Annotated in this window: 19 protein-coding genes; 7 read left to right on the top strand and 12 right to left on the bottom strand. The window is 69.9% G+C overall.

All coding sequences use genetic code 11. The features are described from left to right. Window positions 1-167: 167 nt before the first annotated feature. The 3 genes from AC1HIL_RS18925 to AC1HIL_RS18915 all read left to right on the top strand — a co-directional run bounded on the left by AC1HIL_RS18925 (window position 168) and on the right by AC1HIL_RS18915 (window position 3,365). Window positions 168-1,133, top strand: coding sequence for an aliphatic sulfonate ABC transporter substrate-binding protein (locus AC1HIL_RS18925; protein WP_479672422.1), 966 nt, complete (start codon window positions 168-170; stop codon window positions 1,131-1,133). A 13-nt stretch (window positions 1,134-1,146) separates the two neighbouring features. Continuing rightward, on the top strand, window positions 1,147-2,361 hold the full coding sequence (solA, locus tag AC1HIL_RS18920; protein ID WP_479672421.1) for an N-methyl-L-tryptophan oxidase: 1,215 nt from the start codon (window positions 1,147-1,149) through the stop codon (window positions 2,359-2,361). A 65-nt stretch (window positions 2,362-2,426) separates the two neighbouring features. Continuing rightward, the gene (locus AC1HIL_RS18915) at window positions 2,427-3,365 is read left to right on the top strand and encodes a ketopantoate reductase family protein (protein ID WP_479672420.1); all 939 of its coding nucleotides are present in this window, start codon (window positions 2,427-2,429) and stop codon (window positions 3,363-3,365) included. Between the two features lie 155 nt (window positions 3,366-3,520). Here AC1HIL_RS18915 and AC1HIL_RS18910 read toward each other — a convergent pair whose 3' ends face one another. Beyond that, the gene (locus tag AC1HIL_RS18910; RefSeq protein WP_479672419.1) at window positions 3,521-4,879 is read right to left on the bottom strand and encodes an NAD(P)/FAD-dependent oxidoreductase; all 1,359 of its coding nucleotides are present in this window, start codon (window positions 4,877-4,879) and stop codon (window positions 3,521-3,523) included. A gap of 107 nt (window positions 4,880-4,986) precedes the next feature. Between AC1HIL_RS18910 and AC1HIL_RS18905 the strand changes: the two genes are divergently transcribed. Then, on the top strand, window positions 4,987-5,865 hold the full coding sequence (locus tag AC1HIL_RS18905; protein WP_479672418.1) for an AraC family transcriptional regulator: 879 nt from the start codon (window positions 4,987-4,989) through the stop codon (window positions 5,863-5,865). Continuing rightward, a complete protein-coding gene (locus AC1HIL_RS18900; protein WP_479672417.1) occupies window positions 5,862-6,857 on the top strand; it encodes an alpha/beta hydrolase family protein in 996 nt (331 codons plus the stop codon). Before AC1HIL_RS18905 ends, AC1HIL_RS18900 begins: the two co-directional genes overlap by 4 nt. On the opposite strand, the gene AC1HIL_RS18895 is transcribed toward AC1HIL_RS18900, so the two are convergent. The 5 genes from AC1HIL_RS18895 to AC1HIL_RS18875 form a co-directional block, all read right to left on the bottom strand. Further along, window positions 6,854-8,710, bottom strand: a complete 1,857-nt coding sequence (locus tag AC1HIL_RS18895; protein WP_479672499.1) for a family 2A encapsulin nanocompartment cargo protein cysteine desulfurase — start codon at window positions 8,708-8,710, stop codon at window positions 6,854-6,856. The genes AC1HIL_RS18900 and AC1HIL_RS18895 overlap by 4 nt on opposite strands. 63 nt (window positions 8,711-8,773) lie before the next feature. After that, on the bottom strand, window positions 8,774-9,706 hold the full coding sequence (locus AC1HIL_RS18890) for a family 2A encapsulin nanocompartment shell protein (RefSeq protein ID WP_479672416.1): 933 nt from the start codon (window positions 9,704-9,706) through the stop codon (window positions 8,774-8,776). Window positions 9,707-9,839: 133 nt separating this feature from the next. Continuing rightward, entirely contained in the window at window positions 9,840-10,109 is a 270-nt protein-coding gene (locus AC1HIL_RS18885) for a helix-turn-helix domain-containing protein (RefSeq protein WP_057593379.1), read from the bottom strand. 7 nt (window positions 10,110-10,116) lie between these two features. Continuing rightward, complete coding sequence (gene epsC, locus AC1HIL_RS18880; protein WP_261205920.1) at window positions 10,117-11,028, bottom strand: serine O-acetyltransferase EpsC; 912 nt, start codon at window positions 11,026-11,028, stop codon at window positions 10,117-10,119. 32 nt (window positions 11,029-11,060) lie between these two features. After that, entirely contained in the window at window positions 11,061-11,540 is a 480-nt protein-coding gene (locus tag AC1HIL_RS18875; protein ID WP_479672415.1) for a rhodanese-like domain-containing protein, read from the bottom strand. 219 nt (window positions 11,541-11,759) lie between these two features. Between AC1HIL_RS18875 and AC1HIL_RS18870 the strand changes: the two genes are divergently transcribed. Beyond that, window positions 11,760-12,347: a hypothetical protein gene (locus AC1HIL_RS18870; protein WP_479672414.1), complete on the top strand. Its 588-nt coding sequence runs from the start codon at window positions 11,760-11,762 to the stop codon at window positions 12,345-12,347. Between the two features lie 26 nt (window positions 12,348-12,373). Next, window positions 12,374-12,721 (top strand): hypothetical protein, encoded by a 348-nt coding sequence (locus tag AC1HIL_RS18865; RefSeq protein WP_057593383.1) that lies wholly within the window; start codon window positions 12,374-12,376, stop codon window positions 12,719-12,721. A 66-nt stretch (window positions 12,722-12,787) separates the two neighbouring features. On the opposite strand, the gene AC1HIL_RS18860 is transcribed toward AC1HIL_RS18865, so the two are convergent. Genes AC1HIL_RS18860 through ssuC form a run of 6 tightly spaced genes read right to left on the bottom strand, consistent with a single transcriptional unit; the run spans window position 12,788 to window position 17,691 of the window. Next, window positions 12,788-13,003: a TOBE domain-containing protein gene (locus AC1HIL_RS18860; protein ID WP_042579699.1), complete on the bottom strand. Its 216-nt coding sequence runs from the start codon at window positions 13,001-13,003 to the stop codon at window positions 12,788-12,790. Window positions 13,004-13,063: 60 nt separating this feature from the next. Continuing rightward, complete coding sequence (locus AC1HIL_RS18855; protein ID WP_261205924.1) at window positions 13,064-13,660, bottom strand: malonic semialdehyde reductase; 597 nt, start codon at window positions 13,658-13,660, stop codon at window positions 13,064-13,066. Window positions 13,661-13,680: 20 nt separating this feature from the next. Further along, a complete protein-coding gene (locus AC1HIL_RS18850; RefSeq protein ID WP_057593385.1) occupies window positions 13,681-14,970 on the bottom strand; it encodes an O-acetylhomoserine aminocarboxypropyltransferase/cysteine synthase family protein in 1,290 nt (429 codons plus the stop codon). A gap of 31 nt (window positions 14,971-15,001) precedes the next feature. Next, window positions 15,002-15,847: an ATP-binding cassette domain-containing protein gene (locus AC1HIL_RS18845; protein WP_057593386.1), complete on the bottom strand. Its 846-nt coding sequence runs from the start codon at window positions 15,845-15,847 to the stop codon at window positions 15,002-15,004. A gap of 1 nt (window position 15,848) precedes the next feature. Beyond that, window positions 15,849-16,835, bottom strand: coding sequence for an aliphatic sulfonate ABC transporter substrate-binding protein (locus tag AC1HIL_RS18840; RefSeq protein WP_479672413.1), 987 nt, complete (start codon window positions 16,833-16,835; stop codon window positions 15,849-15,851). A 10-nt stretch (window positions 16,836-16,845) separates the two neighbouring features. Continuing rightward, on the bottom strand, window positions 16,846-17,691 hold the full coding sequence (gene ssuC / locus AC1HIL_RS18835; protein WP_479672412.1) for an aliphatic sulfonate ABC transporter permease SsuC: 846 nt from the start codon (window positions 17,689-17,691) through the stop codon (window positions 16,846-16,848). Window positions 17,692-17,694 lie beyond the last annotated feature (3 nt).

Genomic DNA, 17,694 nt, shown 5'->3' with positions numbered 1-17,694 from the left:
GTGTCGAATGACGCTGGCGATTATGCGAAGCGTTCAAGACCTTTTATCAAAAAGCCCATGGCGCGGGGACCGCACCGGCCGGCGCATGAGCAAATGCGAAAAGCTTCGTCGCGCGCCGCGCTCGCCGGCCGTAGAGTCGCCGCCCTTTCAGCTCTCGCCATTCACCCATGACCTCCCTCCTCTCGCGCCGCGCCATGCTGCGTACCGGCGCGGCCGCCGTCGCCATCGCGGCCGCCACGCCGCTGTTCGCCCAGACCCGCGCCAAGACGCTGCGCATCGGCTACCAGAAGTTCAACACGCTCAACATCCTCAAGGGCACGGGCCGGCTCGAGCAAGCGCTCGCGCCCGCGGGCGTGAAGGTGGAATGGGCCGAGTTCCTCGGCGGTGCGCAGCTGTCGGAAGCGCTGGCCGCCGGCGCCATCGACTTCGGCCATGCCTCCGACGGCATCGGCGTGTTCCAGCAGGCCAGCGGCAAGGGCCTGGTCTACCTCGCGGCCGAGAGCCCCTACCCCGGCGGCGTCGGCTTCCTGGTGCCACGCGATTCGCCGATCCGCTCCGTGCGCGACCTCAAGGGCCAGAAGGTGGTCACGGGCCGCGGCTACAACACGCAGTACGTGCTGATCCGTGCGCTCGAGGCCGCCGGCCTGCGCTACGAGGACATCGAGCCGGTCTACATCGTCACCGCCTCCGACACCGTGGCGGCCTACCAGTCGGGCAGCGTGGCCGCCATCGGCCTGTGGGACCCGTTCCTGGCCGGCGCGCAGCAGGCCACCGAATCGCGCCTGCTGTTCGACGGCACCGGCCTCAGCGGCAACCGCACCTACCACTTCGCGCAGCCCGGGTTCGCGCGCGCCAATGCCGATCTGCTGCGCACCGTGTTCGCCGAGCTGCGCAAGACCAACGACTGGGCCCAGGCCCATCCGGCCGAGGTGGTGGCCACCTTGGCGCCGCAGCTCAAGGTCGAGCCCAAGGTGCTGGCGCTCGCGACCGAACGGCGTCAATATGGCGTGGTCGCGCTCACGCCGGCCATCGCCCGCGAACAGCAGGGGCTGGCCGACGTGTTCGCCCAGCTCAAGCTCATTCCCAAACCGATCGAGGTGAAGGACGCCTTCCTGGACCTGAACCTCGTCTGACACCGCTGCCCTCTTGACTTCCAGCTCCCACCACGACGTCATCGTCATCGGCCTCGGCGCCCTCGGCGCCGCCACGCTCCACCAGCTCTCGCAACGCGGCGCGCGCGTGCTCGGCATCGACCAGTTCGCGCCGCCGCACGAGCTCGGCTCCTCGCATGGCGATTCGCGCATCACGCGGCTCGCGATCGGCGAAGGCGACGAGTGCGTGCCCTTCGTGCAGCGCTCGCACGCCATCTGGCGCGAGCTCGAGGCGCGCACCGGCAAGTCGTTGATGACCACCACCGGCGGCCTGGTGCTGGCGCCGCAGGGCCGGGTGGCCGAGCACCACGGCAAGCCCGACTTCGTGCGCCGCACCATCGCCTGCGCCGAGCGTTTCGGCATCGCGCACGAGGTGCTCGACGCGGCCGGCATCCGCGCGCGCTTCCCGCAGTTCCAGCTGCAGGGCGACGAGATCGGCTATCACGAGCGCGAGGCCGGCTTCGTGCGGCCCGAGGCGGCGATCGAGGCCCAGCTCGCGGTGGCGCGCGCCTCGGGCGCGCAGGTGCGCACCGGAGAGAAGGTGCTGGCCGTCGAGCCCGTGGGCAATGGCGACACCGTGCGCGTACGCACCGACAGCGCGAGCTTCGAGGCCGGGCGCGTCGTGGTCGCGGCCGGTGCCTGGCTGCCCGAGTTCCTGGGCCGGCAGGCGCGCGCCGACTGGCAGCGCGACTTCTCGGTGCACCGCCAGGTCATGCACTGGTTCGACACCGGCGCGGCCGCCGCCGACTTCGCGCCCGGCCGCTTCCCGGTCTTCATCTGGATGTTCGGCGACGGGCCCGAGGACTACATGTACGGCTTTCCCTCCTCCGACCCCGCGCAGCCCGCGCTCAAGGTCGCGACCGAGCAGTACGTGGAAGCCACCACGCCCGACGCCATCGACCGCAGCGTGCGGCCCGAGGAAAGCGCCGCGATGTTCCGCGAGCGCGTGGCCGGGCGCTTCCCGCAGATCGAGGGCCGCGCGCTCAAGGCCCGCGCCTGCATGTACACCGTGACGCCCGACCGCCGCTTCGTCATCGACGCGCTCGACGGCCTGCCCGGCGTGCTGGTGGTCTCGGCCTGCTCGGGCCATGGCTTCAAGCACTCGGCCGGGCTCGGCGACGCCATCGCCGATCATGTGCTGGGGCGCGCGAGCGCGCTCGACCTCTCGCCCTTTGCCCGCCAGCGCCTGCTGGAGAAGCCAGGAGCGTAGAGCAGCCTCGCGCGATCTTCGGCATCATCGCCGCCGGTTCTTTGTCTGATTCAGGAGCAAGCGCGATGAGATTTCTGGTGGTGGGTGCCGGCGCACTCGGTGGTTATTTCGGTGGCCGCCTGCTGGCGGCGGGACGCGACGTCACTTTCCTGCTGCGCGCGCGGCGCGCGGCGCAGATCGCGGCCACCGGCCTCGTGATCCAGAGCCCGCAGGGCAACCTGCACATTCCCTCGCCGCCCCACGTGTCGGCCGAGAACATCGGCGGCCCCTACGACGTGGTCGTGGTCGGCAGCAAGGCCTACGACCTGGCATCGACCATGGACTCGTTCGCGCCCGCCGTCGGCCCCGAGACGGTGATCCTGCCGCTGCTCAACGGCATGCAGCACATCGATGCCCTGGTCGAGCGTTTCGGCGAGGCGCGCGTGCTCGGCGGCCTGTGCATGATCTCGGCCACGCTCGACGACGAGGGCCGGGTGCTGCACCTCAACGACTCGCACGGCCTCACCTACGGCGACCGCGCCGGCGGCATCCCGCCGCGCATCCAGGCGATCCAGCAGCAGTTCGAGGGTGCCGGCTTCGAGGCCAAGGCCAGCGACAACGTGCTGCAGGACATGTGGGAGAAGTGGGTCTTCATCGCCTCGATCGCCGGCCTCACGAGCCTGATGCGCGGCTCCATCGGCGACGTGGTCGCCGCGGGCGGCCAGGACGTGGCGCTGGCCCTGTTCGACGAATGCGCCGCCATCGCCGCGCACAACGGCTTCACGGTGCGCCCCGGTGCCGTCGAGCGCGGCCACGCCTTCATGACCGCGGCCGGCTCGCCGATCACCGCCTCGATGTACAAGGACCTCGCGCGCGGCGGTGCCGTCGAGGCCGACCACATCCTCGGCGACCTGCTGAGCCGGGCACCGCAGCCCGCGCCCGCCGTGCCCTCGGTGCTGCGCGTGGCCTATGTGCACCTCAAGGCCTACGAGGTGCAGCGCGCCCGCGCGCAGGCGGCGAACTGAGCCGTTGGCCGGCGCGCGCCGAGTATCTATTCACGAATCCATTCAGCTTCCCGGGTTTCCCCAGCGAAAACCCGCGTGAAGTCGCGCGATTTATCTATTCACCTTGCTATTCACGGGGCCGCCCCGCTGAATGGCAAAGGCGAGCGCGCGCCCCGTCAATCCGACTTGAGGATCGTCTCCCCCTTCAACATCCCCATGTCCCGGATGTTGTCGCGGTGCCGCTTCCAGCCGGCCCAGGTGCGGCGCGGGTGCATCGCCGAGATGAAGTAGTACAGCAGCTTGAACATCCGCAGCGCGCCCCAGAACGGCGTGCCGCGGTAGATGTCGCCGGCCAGCAGCGACATCAGGCCCTCCTTCACGCGGAAGGGGTTGCCCGGGTACATGAACATCTCGCGGATGGTCGGGTTGGTCACGCGGTAGATGAACCACGAGTACTCGCGCGGGCCCTTGCGCAACATGGCTTCGAAGTCGGCGCGCGCGCCCGCGTACTCCATCGGGCGGTCGAGCGCCTTGGCCACGGCCTCGGCGCCGTCGAAGGCGCTGTGCATCGCGAGGTAGACGCCCGAGGAGAACATCGGGTCGATGAAGGTGAAGGCGTCGCCGAGCATCAGGTAGCGGTCGCCGGTGGCGTGGGTGCTCGAATACGAGAAGTTGCCCGTGGCATGCACCGCGTCGTCGACCAGCTCGGCGTCCTTCAGCCGCTCGACCAGCACCGGGCACAGCGCGATGGTGTCGTAGAAGAAGTCCTTGAGCGGCTTGTCGCGCGACTTCAGGTAGTAAGGCCAGCAGACCGCGCCCACGCTGGTGGTGCCGTCGGCCAACGGAATGAACCAGAACCAGCCGTGCGGGAACCAGCAGATGCTGATGTTGCCTTCCTTGCGGCCCTCGAGCCGCTTCGCGTTGCGGAAATGGCCGAACAGCGCGGTGCTGTTGTGCTCGGGGTTCTTCTGCTTGCAGCGGAACTGGTTGGCCAGCAGGGTGTCGCGGCCGGTGGCGTCGACCACGAAGCGCGCGCGCCAGCTGCGGCGCTCGCCGTCGTCCATCTGGGCGCGCACCGTGGCGCCGTCGGCATCGAAGCGCACGTCGCGCACCTTGCAGCCCTCGAGCGCCTCGGCGCCGCGCGCCGCCGCGTTGCGGAACAGGATCTCGTCGAGGTCGGAGCGGCGCACCTGCCAGGCCGAGTCGAGCGACTTGTCCCAGCCCTCGGCGAAATCGACGTAGCTGCGGTGCTCGTGGTCGGGCGAGACGAACTCGATGCCGAACTTCGGCATACCGATCTTCTCGACCTGGTCGCGCACCCCGAGCTTCTCGAACAGCTCGACGTTGCCCGGCAGCAGCGATTCGCCGATGTGGAAGCGCGGATGGTGCTCCTTCTCGAGCAGCACCACCTTGCGGCCCTGCCGGGCCAGCAGCGCGGCGATGGTGGAGCCGGCCGGACCGCCACCCACGACGAGCACGTCGCAGGATTCATCGGTGGCCGGGGAGGCGGAAGCGGGGGCGGGAGACTGGGACATGCGAGGGGCGGGCTGCGTTGTCGACGACCGCAAAGCATAGCCTGTGCGTCGCGGACTCCGCAAAGTCGGCTAAGCGGCGGCCGTCGCCCGGCGGCACACTGCGGGGCATGACCGCACCCCGCGCCGAACAGGACTACCGCGAACGCGTGGCGCGCGCCGTCGCGGCCATCGTGGCCGACCCGATGGCGGACCACCGGCTCGAGGACCTGGCGGCGCTCGCGCATTTCTCGCCCTTCCACTTCCACCGCATCTACCAGAGCATCGCGGGCGAGACCGTGGCCGCCACGGTGCGGCGCGTGCGCCTCGCCATGGCCACGCGGCTGCTGGCGCGCGGCGGCCAGAGCATCACGGACGTGGCGCTGGCCGTGGGCTATGAGAGCCCGCAGGCCTTCACGCGTGCCTTCGGCCAGTTCACCGGGCAATCGCCGCGCGAATTCCAGCAGCAGATGCACGCGGTAGTGCTCGATGCGATGCCCGTGGCACGGAACCGGAGCGACGAGGCACCGCCCGCCGTGCGGATCGTCGAGCGCCCGGCGCAGCCGGTGCATGCGCTGCGCCACCACGGGCCGGCCTCCACCATCCCGCACACGCACCGGCGGCTACGCGCCCGGCTGGGTTCGCGCCGCGTGTCGGGCTGGTTCGGCATCTCCTGCGGCAATCCCGAGGCGCGGCCGGATTTCCGCTACTACGTGGCGGCGGCCTCGCCCGATCCCTGGCCGGCCGGCGACGCGGAGATCGAGGCCTTCGACATGCCGGGCGGCCTCTACGCGGTGCACACGCTCGCCGGGCCCTACACGCGCATCAACGCCGCCGTCTACGCGCTCTACGCACGCTGGCTGCCCGGCAGCGGCTACGAGCCCGACGACCGGCCCACGCTCGAGCACTACCTGAACTCGCCGCGCCAGGTCGCGCCGGCAGCGTTGCGCACCGACCTGCTGATTCCGATCCGTCCCGCCGGCCGATCCCGGCTTTCACTGCCGCCATGAACCTTCTTCGCTTCCTTCTTCCGATCGCGCTCGGCCTGTGGGTGGCCTGCACCCAGGCTGCCGGCTTCAGCACCCTCGAGATACCGGCCGATGCCGACGGCCCTGCGCTGCGCGGCGCGGTATGGACGCCCTGCGCCGCACCCGACGGCCAGATCCAGCTCGAGCGCAACACGCTGCCCGGCGTGCGCGACTGCCCGATCGCGGGCGACCGGCTGCCGCTGGTGGTGTTGTCGCACGGCTACGGCGGCTCCTTCCTCGGCCACCACGACACGGCCGAGGCCCTCGCGAACGCGGGCTTCGTCGTCGCCGCGATCAACCACTCGGACGACAACTTCCGCATCCGCGGCGGCCCCGAGGACAGCATCGTGGCGCTCGCGACGCGCACCACCGACATCCGCCGCCTGGTCGACCACATGCTCGCGCGCTGGCCCTCGCATGCGAAGCTCGCGGCCGGCAAGGTCGGCTTCTACGGCTTCTCGCGCGGCGGCTACACGGGGCTGGTGCTGATCGGCGCGCGGCCCGATTTCGAGAAGCTGCCGCCGCTGCCCGGCTCGCCCTGCAGCGCGGCGCCGCAGGGCCCGGAATGCACGGCCATGCGGCAGCGCTTTCGCGCATTGCTCGCGGCACCGCTGGCGCACGACGAACGCATCCGGGCCGCGGTGATCTCCGATCCGCTCAGCACGCTGTTCGATGCCGAGGGCCTGAAACAGGTGAAGGTGCCGGTGCAGCTCTGGGCCTCGGCTTATGGCGGCGATGGCGTCACGCCCGACAACGTGGCGGCCGTGCGGCGCCACCTGCCGACGGCCCCGGACTGGCGTGTGGCCGACAAGGCCGGCCACTTCGGCTTTCTCGCGCCCTGCTCCGCCATGCAGCTCGCATCGAACCCGGAGATCTGCCGCGACGGTCCGGACTTCGACCGCGCGGCCTTCCATGCGGCCTTCAACGCCGAGGTGCTGGCCTTCTTCAGGCTGCACCTCGGGTCGTCGAACTAGCCCGTGCGCCGCCGGCCCGCGAGCCGCCGCACCACCGCCACGAGCCGGTCGATCTCGTCGAAGGTGTTGTAGAAGGCCAGCGAGGGCCGCACCGTGGTCTCGACGCCGAAGCGGCGCAGGATCGGCTGCGCGCAATGGTGGCCGGTGCGCACCGCGATGCCTTCCTCGTTGAGCGCCTGGCCCACCTCCTCGGTGCTGTAGCCATCGAGCACGAAGGACATCACGCTGGCCTTGTCCGCCGCGGTGCCGATCAGCCGCACGCCTGGAATCGCGCCGAGCTGCGCCATGCCGTAGACCAGCAGGTCGTGCTCGTAGCGCGCGATGTTCTCGATGCCGACCTTGTCGACGTAATCGATCGCCGCGCCCAGGCCCACCGCGTCGGCGATGTTGCCAGTGCCGGCCTCGAACTTGTTCGGGATCGGCTGGAACACGGTCTTCTCGAAGGTCACGTCGGCGATCATGTTGCCGCCGCCCTGCCACGGCGGCATGTCCTCGAGCACCTCGCGCCTGCCCCACACCACGCCGATGCCGGTCGGGCCGAACACCTTGTGGCCCGAGAACACGAAGAAGTCGGCGCCGATGTCCTGCACGTCCACGCGCATGTGCGAGACCGACTGCGCGCCGTCGACCAGCGCCTTCGCGCCCACGCGGTGCGCCAGCTCGACGATCTCCTTCACCGGCACCACGGTGCCCAGCGCGTTCGAGACCTGCGTGACGGCGACGATCTTCGTACGGTCGTTGAGCAGCTTGCGGTACTCGTCGAGCAGCACCTGGCCCGAGTCGTCGACCGGGATCACGCGCAGCTTCGCGCCCTTGGCGGCGGCGAGCTGCTGCCACGGCACGATGTTGGCGTGGTGCTCGAGGTTCGAGACGACGATCTCGTCGCCCTCGCCCACGTGCTGGCCGCCCCAGCTCCTGGCCACCAGGTTGATGGCCTCGGTGGTGCCGCGCACGAAGATCACTTCTTCCACCTCGGGCGCGTTGATGAACTTGCGCACGCGCTCCCGCGCGCCTTCGTAGGCGTCGGTGGCGCGCGCGGCCAGCTCGTGCGCCGCGCGGTGGATGTTCGAGTTCTCGTGCGCGTAGAAGTAGGCGATGCGGTCGATCACCGACTGCGGCTTGTGCGTGGTGGCCGCGTTGTCGAACCACACGAGCTGCTTGCCGTTCACGCGCTCCTGCAGGATCGGGAAGTCGCGCCGCACGGCGTCGACGTCGAACGGCGGATGCTGGCCGCTGCCGGCCAGCGGCACCGCCTCGGGCCCGCGCGGATCGGCCTTGGCCGGCGTGACGAAGCCGCTGGGCAGCCGCACCGCGTCGACGAAGTAGAACTGCGCGTCGCGGCCGTTGACGGGCACGGGCGGTGCCGACGGTGGCGCGGCGGGCTCGCGCGACACGGCCAGCGCCGCGAGGTCGGCGAAGGGATCGTGCACCGCGAAGCCGCCGGCACCCGCCGGCTGGCCATGGTTGCCGCCGAGGAAGTAGTACGGCGAGGCGGCGCTCGATGCGGCCTGCGAGGGCTGCACCGGCGGCACGCCGAGCACGTGGCCGCCCGAGCGCGGCTCGAAGGCCGGTGCCACCGACAGCACCGTGTCGGGCACGCCGTTGCCGGCCACCGCATGCGGCAGCAGCGCGGGCGCGCGGTTGGCGAGCGAAGGCAGTTGCGTGGGCGAGGCCGGCAGCAGGTTGGTGCCCGGCACCTGCCCCTGCGGGATCGGCGTGCCCGGCACGCCGGGCCCGAAGCCGGCCGGGCTCACGAGCGGCGAACCCGGCGGCGCGATGTTGGCGGGGAACTGCGCGCCCGGCAGCGAAGCCGGCGGCGTGCCCGGCAGCGCCGCGAACATCGCGCTCGCCATGCGCGCGAGGATCGCCGGATCGAACGGCGCCTCGCCCGGAGTCGTGGGAGTGTTCACCGCGGCTTACTTGTAGGTGTCGGGATAGTCGTGGTACTTGCCGATCTCGACGTCGTCGAGCACCGCCAGCGCATCGGTGGTCAGCACCGCGAGCGAGCAGTACAGCGAGATCAGGTACGACGCGATCGCATGGTTGTTGATGCCCATGAAGCGCACCGACAGGCCCGGGCTCTGTTCGCCCGCGAGGCCCGGCTGGAACAGGCCGACCACGCCCTGGCGCTTGTCGCCCACGCGCAGCAGCAGGATCTTGCTCTTGCCGTCGGCCACCGGCACCTTGTTCGACGGGATCAGCGGAATGCCGCGCCAGGTGATGAACTGCGAGCCGAACAGGCTCACGGTCGGCGGCGGCGTGCCGCGGCGCGTGGCTTCGCGGCCGAAGGCGGCGATCGCCAGCGGGTGCGTGAGGAAGAAGGCCGGTTCCTTCCAGACCTTGGTCAGCAGCTCGTCGAGGTCGTCGGGCGTGGGCGCGCCGGTCAGCGGGAAGATGCGCTGCTCTTCGCTGACCTGGGCCAGCAGGCCGTAGTCGGGGTTGTTGATGAGCTCGCTCTCCTGGTTCTCCTTGATCGTCTCGATCGTCAGGCGCAGCTGTTCCTTGATCTGGTCGTGCGGGCTGCTGTAGAGGTCGGAGATGCGGGTATGCACGTCGAGCACGGTGCTCACGGCATTGAGGTAGTGCTCGCGCGGGTTCTCCTCGTAGTCGACGAAGGTGCGCGGCAGCCGGTTCTCTTCCTCGCGCGAGGTGCAGGTGACCTTGATGGCCTCGGGGTTCCTGACCTTGTTGACGCGGTAGATGCCCGCCTCCACCGGCACCCATTGCAGCAGGTGCGTGAGCCAGCGCGGGCTGATGGTCTCGAGCTGGGGAACGGTCTTGGTGGCATTGGCCAGCTGCCTGGCGGCGTTGTCGCCGAGCGCGGTGGTTCCACCGACGGTTGCGGTCATGAAGAAAGCTCCGATGTGATCAGGCCCACCGGGTCACCGCGAGCGGTGCCGGCGACTCCGAAAGGCCGTGGGAATGAAGAAAAGGGACGAACGCGACTGACGGCGGGAGTGTCCCGGCGCCAAGGGTTTCCCCTCAACAGGCTATAGCCGCCAAGTTGATCCGGCGTGCCAGGCGCGACTGGCCGAGCTGCTCGCAGCGCGACAGCAGATGCACGATGTTGATCTCGAGCGCGGTGGCGAGCTTGTGCGCGGTGACGATCGAGGGGATCACGCGGCCGCGTTCCACCTCGCCCACGTAGGAGCGGTTGAGGTCCGAGCGCTCCGCGAGCTGCTCCTGCGACCAGCCATGGGCCTCGCGCAACTGCCGCACGGCCACCCCGAAATCTTCGACGAATGCATTCATGGTGTGTTCACCCCCTCGGTGCGTTGTTCTTCTGCAGGCTGGCCTGCGTGACGCTCGCGCCCGGCGGCACGTCGTCGGTGATCCAGACATTGCCGCCGATGACGGCCCCCTTGCCGAGCGTGACGCGCCCGAGGATGGTGGCGCCGGCGTAGATCACGACGTCGTCCTCCACCACCGGATGGCGCGGCAGGCCCTTCTGCAGGTTGCCCTCGGTGTCGGTCGGAAAGCGCTTGGCGCCCAGCGTCACGGCCTGGTAGAGCCGCACGCGCTTGCCGATGACCGCGGTCTCGCCGATCACGACACCGGTGCCGTGGTCGATGAAGAAGCCGGCATCGATGCGCGCGCCCGGATGGATGTCGATGCCGGTCTGCCCGTGCGCGAGTTCGGCCACGATGCGCGCCAGCAGCGGCAGGTCGAGGCTGTAGAGCTCGTGCGCGAGCCGGTGATGGATCATCGCGAGCACGCCCGGATAGCACAGCAGCACCTCGTCGACGCTGCGCGCGGCCGGGTCGCCCTGGTAGGCCGCGAGCACGTCGCTGTCGAGCAACCGGCGCAGCTCGGGCAGGCGGTTCGCGAAGCTGCGCACCGCCGCGGTGGCGGCCTCGTCGATCTCGCTGGCGCTGCGCGGTGCATGGCGCGCGTTGAAATGCAGCTCGAGCCGCGCCTGCGACAGCAGCGCCTGCAAGGCGGCGTCGAGCGTATGACCGACATAGAAATCCTCGCTCTCGTGGCGCAGGTCGTGCGGGCCGAGCCGCATCGGAAACAGCGCGCCCTTGAGCGATTCCACGATATGGGCCAGTGCGTCGCGCGAGGGGAACTCGCGCGCGCCGGGTTCGCGCGAGCGACGCTGCAGGTCGCGCCATTCGTTGCGCACCGCATGCAGCGCGGCAACGATCTCCGCGACTTCGAAATGGGCCATGGGCCGTTCTTCCTTCCGTGCGTGGGGAGAAATCAGTCCTGCACCCAGGGCAGGCCATGGAAGCGCCAGCCATCGGCGCCGCCGCGATGCTGCTGCGCGTCGATCTCGCCCTCGAAGCCCTCGAGCACGTTGTAGACCTGCGAGAAGCCGGCCTTGGCGGCGGCCTCGGCCGCGAGCGCCGAGCGCTTGCCGCTGCGGCACAGCAGCAGCACCACGGCATCCTTGCCGCCGTCCTTCGCGAGCCTGGCCTCGAGTTCGCGCACGAAGCGCGGATTGCGCGTGAGCGCGGTGCCGGTGGCCCAGGCCACGTGCAGGCTCCCGGGCACGTGGCCGACGAACTTGCGTTCCTCGCCCGAACGCACGTCGACCAGCACCGCCTTGCCTTGCTGCACCAGTTGCCAGGCCACGGGCGGCGTCACGCCGCCCGCATGGGGCCAGCCGGCTTCGGCGGCATGGGCGCGCGCCTTCTCGAGCGCTTCGGGCAGGACGAGGTCTTCAACTTCCACGGACATGGTGTGCGGGCTCCTGGTGTGCGTTGCTGTGTGGATGCATGCGCCGCTGGTGGCGATGACCATCACTGTAGGAGCGGGCCCGCGATCCTCAAACGACTGAAAAGTCGGTTCCTAACAACCGAGCGTTCTAAGCCTCATTCGGGGGTGCTGAAGGAAAGCTGAAGCCACCGCGCGCGACCCGCGCTAGAGTCGCCGCCCCACCGCTTCGGGAGTGCCTTCATGCAACGCAGATCCCTCTGGCCACTGGCCCCGCTGGCCCTGCTGTCGGGCATCGCCGGGCTGCCCGGCGGCGCGTTCGCCGCGCGCGCGATGTCGAACATCGCCTACGTCGTGGCCGGCCCCGATGGTGTCTTCTATGCCCGATGCATACCCGACTCCGACACGGGCGACGCCGGCATGACCACGGTCTACCGGGTCCGCAGGAACGGCGACGAAGCCGTCGACCGCTATCCCTGGTTCAACCCGGGCCGCCTGCTGCTGGCATGGAGCCCCATCGCGGGCCAGGTCGCGCTGATGCGGCTCGACCGGGAACTGGAGCCTTCGTCCGCGGATCCGCAGGCCGCGTTCGGCTTCTACCTCGGCGGCCGGTTGCTGAAGACCTGGACCACGCGCGAGCTGATCGCGCTGGGCGCCGAGTTCGGGCCCACCTACGAGGTGCCCTCGGGACGCGCCGGTTACAAGGTGCTCGGCGCGCGCCAGCAGGGGCTGACAAACGATTACGTCTTCGTGATCCGGATCGGCGAGACCGAGCACGCCTTCGATATCCTGACGGGCCTGCCCTGGCGCGCCAGCAGGACCACCTCCTGAACCCCGACGACCTCCTCCCCCGACGCATGCGCAGATTCCTCTCGACCACCCTCGCCCTGGCCGCCGGCTGCACCGCCGCCGCCCTCGCCTGGGCCGACGAACCCAAGCTCCCGGTGAAGACCGACGACGGCACCATCCTCTACGTGGCGCCCAAGATCGCGCCCACCGAGAAATCGGCCGACACCCTCGGCGCCACCATCGGCGTGCAGCGCCCGAGCGGCGCCACGGCCTATGGCGGCATGGACACCTCGGGCTCGCGCCCGATCTACTCGGTGGGCGGCAGCACCGGCGGCAACACCTCGTTCTCGGCCGGCGTCGAGTCCGACGGCAAGCAGAACAACGGCGTGAAGGCCGGCATCACGATCAAGTACTGAAAAAAAGCCCGGCGCCATCGCTGGCGCCGGGCCGAGGGGGAATGCGCCACGCGCACTCCAGGGGATTCAGAGCTTGGCGATCGACACTTCGGTGGACTTCACCAGCGCGACGACGTCGGAGCCGACCTTGAGCTGCAGCTCGTCGATCGAGCGCGTGGTGATGACCGAGGTCACGATGCCCCAGGCGGTCTCTACATCGACTTCGGAGACGACGTCGCCGCGGATGATCTCGCGGACCTTGCCCTTGAACTGGTTGCGCACGTTGATGGCCTGGATGGACATGATGGTTCCCTTTGCTTGGATGGTGTGGATGGATGGGTCGGTGAAGGAAGGACGTGACTCTCAGGCGATCTCGGCCACGTCGTCGAACGCGAGCCGCGGCCCGCGCTCGAAGGTGCCGGCGTGGTCGGCCACGCCGAGGTTGACGAGAAAATTCGCGCGCCAGCGGCCGTCGGGGAAGAAGGCCTTGTCGACCAGCTCGGCGTTGAAGCCCGACTGCGGTCCGGCATCGAGGCCGAGCGCGCGCGCCGCGAGGATCAGGTAGGCGCCCTGCAGGCTGCTGTTGCGAAACGCCGTGGCCTGCGCCGCCTCGGCGCTCTTCTCGAAGAAGGGCTTGGCGTCGTAGGCCGGGAACAGCACCGGCAGGTGGTCGTAGAAGCGCGTGTCGTGCGCCACGATCACGGTCACGCCCGCGGCCAGCGTCTGCGCGGTGTTGCCCGACGACAGCGCGGGCTTGAGCTTCGCCTTGGCCTCCTCGCTGCGCACGAACACGTAGCGAGCGGGCTGGGCGTTGTAGGCCGTCGGGCCCCACTTCAGCAGCTCGTAGAGCTGGCGGATGGTCTCGTCGCTCACGGGCACCGGCTTGAAGGCATGCACGGTGCGCGCCTTGCGAAACAGCTGGTCGAGCGCGGCGTCGGGAATGGATTGCAGTGTTGTCATGGTTCTGCTTTCGCGCGGCTTCAGGCAGCGGCCGCGGCCAGCGCCTGGTCGAGGTCGGCGCGCAGGTCGTCGATGTGCTCGATGCCGACCGACAGGCGCACGGTCTCCTCGCTCACGCCGGCGCGCGCGAGTTCCTCGGGCGAGAGCTGGCGGTGCGTGGTCGAGGCCGGATGGGTGGCGAGCGAGCGCACGTCGCCGATGTTGACGAGGCGCGTGAACAGCTTGAGCGCGTCGAGGAACTTCGCGCCCGCCTCGCGGCCGCCCTCGATGCCGAAGGTCAGCACGCCGCTGGCCTTGCCGCCCAGGTACTTCCGCGCCAGCGCATGGTCGGGATGGTCCTCGAGCGCCGCGTAGTTGACCCACTTCACCGACTTGTTCGCCTTCAGGTGCCGTGCCACGGCCAGCGCGTTGTCGCTGATGCGCTCCACGCGCAGCGACAGCGTCTCGATGCCCTGCAGGATCAGGAAGGCGTTGAACGGCGAGATCGCGGCGCCGGTGTTGCGCAGCGGCACCACGCGCGCGCGGCCGATGTAGGCGGCCGGGCCGAGCGCGTCGGTGTAGACCACGCCGTGGTAGCTCACGTCGGGTTCGTTCAGGCGCTTGAAGCGCTGCTTGTGCTGCGCCCACGGGAACTTGCCCGAATCGACGATCGCGCCGCCGATGCTGGTGCCGTGGCCGCCGAGGTACTTGGTCAGCGAGTGCACCACGATGTCGGCGCCATGCTCGATCGGCCGGCTCAGGTACGGCGAGGGCACGGTGTTGTCGACGATCAGCGGCACGCCATGGTGGTGCGCGATCTCGGCGATGGCCGCGATGTCGGTCACGTTGCCGGCCGGGTTGCCGAGCGACTCGACGAACACCGCCTTGGTCTTCTCGTCGAACAGCTTCTCGAAGCTCTTCGGATCGCGGTGGTCGGCGAAGCGCGTGGTGATGCCGAACTGCGGCAGCGTGTGGGCGAACAGGTTGTAGGTGCCGCCGTAGAGCGCCGTGCTGCTGATGATGTTGTCGCCGGCTTCCGCGATGGTCTGGATCGCGTAGGTCACGGCCGCCTGGCCCGAGGCCAGCGCCAGCGCGGCGATGCCGCCTTCGAGCGCGGCGATGCGCTGCTCGAGCACGTCCTGCGTCGGGTTGTTGATGCGGGTGTAGATGTTGCCCGGCACCTTGAGGTCGAACAGGTCGGCGCCGTGCTGCGCGCTGTCGAAGGCGTAGGCCACCGTCTGGTAGATCGGCGGCGCCACGGCGCGCGTGGTCGGGTCGGGCGAATAGCCGGCGTGCACCGACAGGGTCTCGAATTTCCAGTGTTGCGACATGCGAAGCCTTTCAGATGGGAGGAAGGAACGCTCAGATCGCCCAGCGCAGTTCATGCGCGGGCTTGCCGAGCCAGCTTGCTTCGGCGCCGCTTTCAGCCTCTTCGGTTGCCCCGGGCTTTTGCAGCACCCTGTCGAGGATGCGTTTTTCGATGGCCGCGAAGGCCGGGTCGCCCTGCGAGCGCGGACGCGCCAGGGCGATGTTCTCGTCGAGCGCGATGCGCCCGTCTTCGATCAGGATCACGCGGTCGGCCAGCGCCACCGCTTCCTGCACGTCGTGCGTGACCAGGAGCGCGGTGAAGCGGTGGCGCTGCCACAGGTTCTCGATCAGCCGGTGCATCTCGATGCGCGTGAGCGCGTCGAGCGCGCCCAGCGGCTCGTCGAGCAGCAAGAGCCGCGGGTGGTGCACCAGCGCGCGCGCCAGGGCCACGCGCTGGCGCTGGCCGCCCGACAGGCGTGCCGGCCACTCGTTCTCGCGGTCTGCCAGGCCGACCTGCGCCAGCACTTCCTTGCCGCGCGCCCTGGCGTCCTTCGACAGGCCCAGCGTCACGTTGTCGAGCACGCGGCGCCAGGGCAGCAGGCGCGCCTCCTGGAACATGATCCGGGTGTCGTCGTGCAGGCCGCTGACCGGCTTGCCGTCGGTGTAGAGCGCGCCGGACGAGGCGTCCTCGAGGCCGGCGATCAGGCGCAGCAGCGTGCTCTTGCCGCAGCCGCTGCGGCCCACGATGGCGATGAACTGGCCCGGCTCGATCGCGAGCTGCGTGTTGCGCAGCACCTCGCGTTCGCCGTAGCGCTTGTGCAGGCCGCGCACTTCCAGGCGCACACCGCCGGGGATCGCCAGCGGCGCGTCGTTCTGCGGTCGGTCGAGGACGGCACTCATCTCAGGCTCCAGGCTTGAACAGCGCCACGTCGAGCGCATTGATTTTCTTGGGCAGCAGCCTCTCGGCCAGGAAGGCATCGGCGATGCGCTGCTGCTCGCCGAGCACCTCGGGCACCACCGGCCGCACCGCATAGCTGCGGCGGCCGTTGGCCTGCTCGATGGTGGCGGCGTCGAGGCCCCACACGGGCGACAGCAGCGCGGCCGCCTCCCTGGGGTTCTGCTTGACCCACCTGCCGGTCTTCTCGAGCTCGGCATAGACCACGCGCAGCACGTCGGGCCGCGCCTTCGCGAACTTGGTGCTCGCGAGGTAGTAGCGCTGGTAGGACGCGAGGCCCGCGCCGTCGGCCAGCACGCGCACCTTCGATTGGCGCTGCGCGGCGGCGAGGAACGGGTCCCACACCACCCAGGCGTCGATCGCGCCCTTCTCGAACGCAGCACGGCCGTCGGCCGGCGTCAGGTAGGCGGGCGCTATGTCCTTGAACGAGAGGCCGGCCTTGTCGAGCGCGGCGATCAGCAGGTAGTGCGCGCCGGCCGCCTTGGCGAAGCCGACCTTCCTGCCCTTGAGATCGGCCACGGTCCTGAGCGGCGAGTCCTCGCGCACCAGGATCGCCTGCGCCGCGGGCGACGGCGCTTCCTGCGCGATGAAGGTCAGCTCGGCACCGGCCGCCTGCGCGAACACCGGCACGGTGTCGGCCACGTCGGCGCTGATGTCGAGGTTGTCGAGGTTCAGCGCCTCGAGCAGTGGCAGGCCGCTGGTGAACTCGTGCCAACTCAGGGTGGCGTTGAGCGGCGCGAGCTGCTTCTCGAGCACGCCCTGCGCCTTGAGCACGGCGATCAGCGTCGAGGACTTCTGGTAGCCCAGGCGCACGGTGGCGGGCCGCGCGGCCGTGCCCTGCGCGAAGACGGCGGGCGTGCCGGCCAGGCCGAGCACGCCGGCTGCGCCGAGCGTTGCGATCGCCTGGCGGCGGGAGATGGTCGTGTGCGTCATTCCCCTGCCCTCACTTCGTCTTCTTCTGGTAGCCCGGATGCCAGCGCAACCACCATTGCTCGAGGCCGCGCGCGAACAGGTCGGCCAGCTTGCCGAGCAGCGCGTACAGCAGGATGCCCACCAGCACGATGTCGGTCTGCAGGAACTCGCGCGCGTTCATCGTCAGGTAGCCGATGCCGGCCTGCGCCGAGATGGTCTCGGCCACGATCAGGATCACCCACATCAGGCCCAGCGAGAAGCGCAGGCCGACCAGGATCGAGGACAGCGCGCCCGGCAGGATCACCTCGCGGTAGAGCTGCCAGCGCGTGAGGCCGTAGGTGCGGCCCATCTCGATCAGCTGCGGATCGACGTTGCGGATGCCGTGGAAGGTGTTGAGGTAGATCGGGAAGAACACCGACACCGAGATCAGGAACAGCTTGGCCGACTCGTCGATGCCGAACCACAGGATCACCAGCGGGATCAGCGCCAGCGCCGGGATGTTGCGCACCATCTGGATGGTGGAATCGAGCAGCGTCTCGAAGAACTTCACCGAGCCCGTGAGCAGGCCCAGCGCCAGCCCGGCGCCGCCGCCGATGGCCAGCCCCGCGAGCGCGCGGCCCGCGCTGACCTTCACGTGCGTCCACAGCTCGCCCGACACCGTGAGGTTCCACGCGGCCTTCACCACGTCGACCGGCGCCGGCAGCACGCGGGTGCTGAGCCAGCCCAGCGACGACGCGATCTGCCACACCACGATCAGCCCCACGGGCACCAGCCACGGCACCAGTCGCCTGGCGACATTGAGGCCGAAGCCCCGCAGCGCGGAGCCCGCGCCCTCGGCCGGCGCGACCGCCGGCAGTTCCTGAACCTGTTCCGTCATGGC

It is taken from the genome of Variovorax sp. ISS6 (genome assembly GCF_056523145.1).
Note: the sequence above shows the minus strand (reverse complement) of the source record. Positions and strands in the feature narration are given on the sequence as shown.

Excerpts from the sequence above, each read along its gene's own strand:
- AC1HIL_RS18925 (WP_479672422.1), top strand. The coding sequence starts at position 168 with ATGACCTCCCTCCTCTCGCGCCGCGCCATGCTGCGTACCGGCGCGGCC.
- AC1HIL_RS18915 (WP_479672420.1), top strand. The coding sequence starts at position 2,427 with ATGAGATTTCTGGTGGTGGGTGCCGGCGCACTCGGTGGTTATTTCGGT.
- AC1HIL_RS18910 (WP_479672419.1), bottom strand. The coding sequence starts at position 4,879 with ATGTCCCAGTCTCCCGCCCCCGCTTCCGCCTCCCCGGCCACCGATGAA.
- AC1HIL_RS18905 (WP_479672418.1), top strand. The coding sequence starts at position 4,987 with ATGACCGCACCCCGCGCCGAACAGGACTACCGCGAACGCGTGGCGCGC.
- AC1HIL_RS18900 (WP_479672417.1), top strand. The coding sequence starts at position 5,862 with ATGAACCTTCTTCGCTTCCTTCTTCCGATCGCGCTCGGCCTGTGGGTG.
- AC1HIL_RS18895 (WP_479672499.1), bottom strand. The coding sequence starts at position 8,710 with ATGGCGAGCGCGATGTTCGCGGCGCTGCCGGGCACGCCGCCGGCTTCG.
- AC1HIL_RS18890 (WP_479672416.1), bottom strand. The coding sequence starts at position 9,706 with ATGACCGCAACCGTCGGTGGAACCACCGCGCTCGGCGACAACGCCGCC.
- AC1HIL_RS18885 (WP_057593379.1), bottom strand. The coding sequence starts at position 10,109 with ATGAATGCATTCGTCGAAGATTTCGGGGTGGCCGTGCGGCAGTTGCGC.
- epsC (WP_261205920.1), bottom strand. The coding sequence starts at position 11,028 with ATGGCCCATTTCGAAGTCGCGGAGATCGTTGCCGCGCTGCATGCGGTG.
- AC1HIL_RS18875 (WP_479672415.1), bottom strand. The coding sequence starts at position 11,540 with ATGTCCGTGGAAGTTGAAGACCTCGTCCTGCCCGAAGCGCTCGAGAAG.
- AC1HIL_RS18870 (WP_479672414.1), top strand. The coding sequence starts at position 11,760 with ATGCAACGCAGATCCCTCTGGCCACTGGCCCCGCTGGCCCTGCTGTCG.
- AC1HIL_RS18865 (WP_057593383.1), top strand. The coding sequence starts at position 12,374 with ATGCGCAGATTCCTCTCGACCACCCTCGCCCTGGCCGCCGGCTGCACC.
- AC1HIL_RS18860 (WP_042579699.1), bottom strand. The coding sequence starts at position 13,003 with ATGTCCATCCAGGCCATCAACGTGCGCAACCAGTTCAAGGGCAAGGTC.
- AC1HIL_RS18855 (WP_261205924.1), bottom strand. The coding sequence starts at position 13,660 with ATGACAACACTGCAATCCATTCCCGACGCCGCGCTCGACCAGCTGTTT.
- AC1HIL_RS18850 (WP_057593385.1), bottom strand. The coding sequence starts at position 14,970 with ATGTCGCAACACTGGAAATTCGAGACCCTGTCGGTGCACGCCGGCTAT.
- AC1HIL_RS18845 (WP_057593386.1), bottom strand. The coding sequence starts at position 15,847 with ATGAGTGCCGTCCTCGACCGACCGCAGAACGACGCGCCGCTGGCGATC.
- AC1HIL_RS18840 (WP_479672413.1), bottom strand. The coding sequence starts at position 16,835 with ATGACGCACACGACCATCTCCCGCCGCCAGGCGATCGCAACGCTCGGC.
- ssuC (WP_479672412.1), bottom strand. The coding sequence starts at position 17,691 with ATGACGGAACAGGTTCAGGAACTGCCGGCGGTCGCGCCGGCCGAGGGC.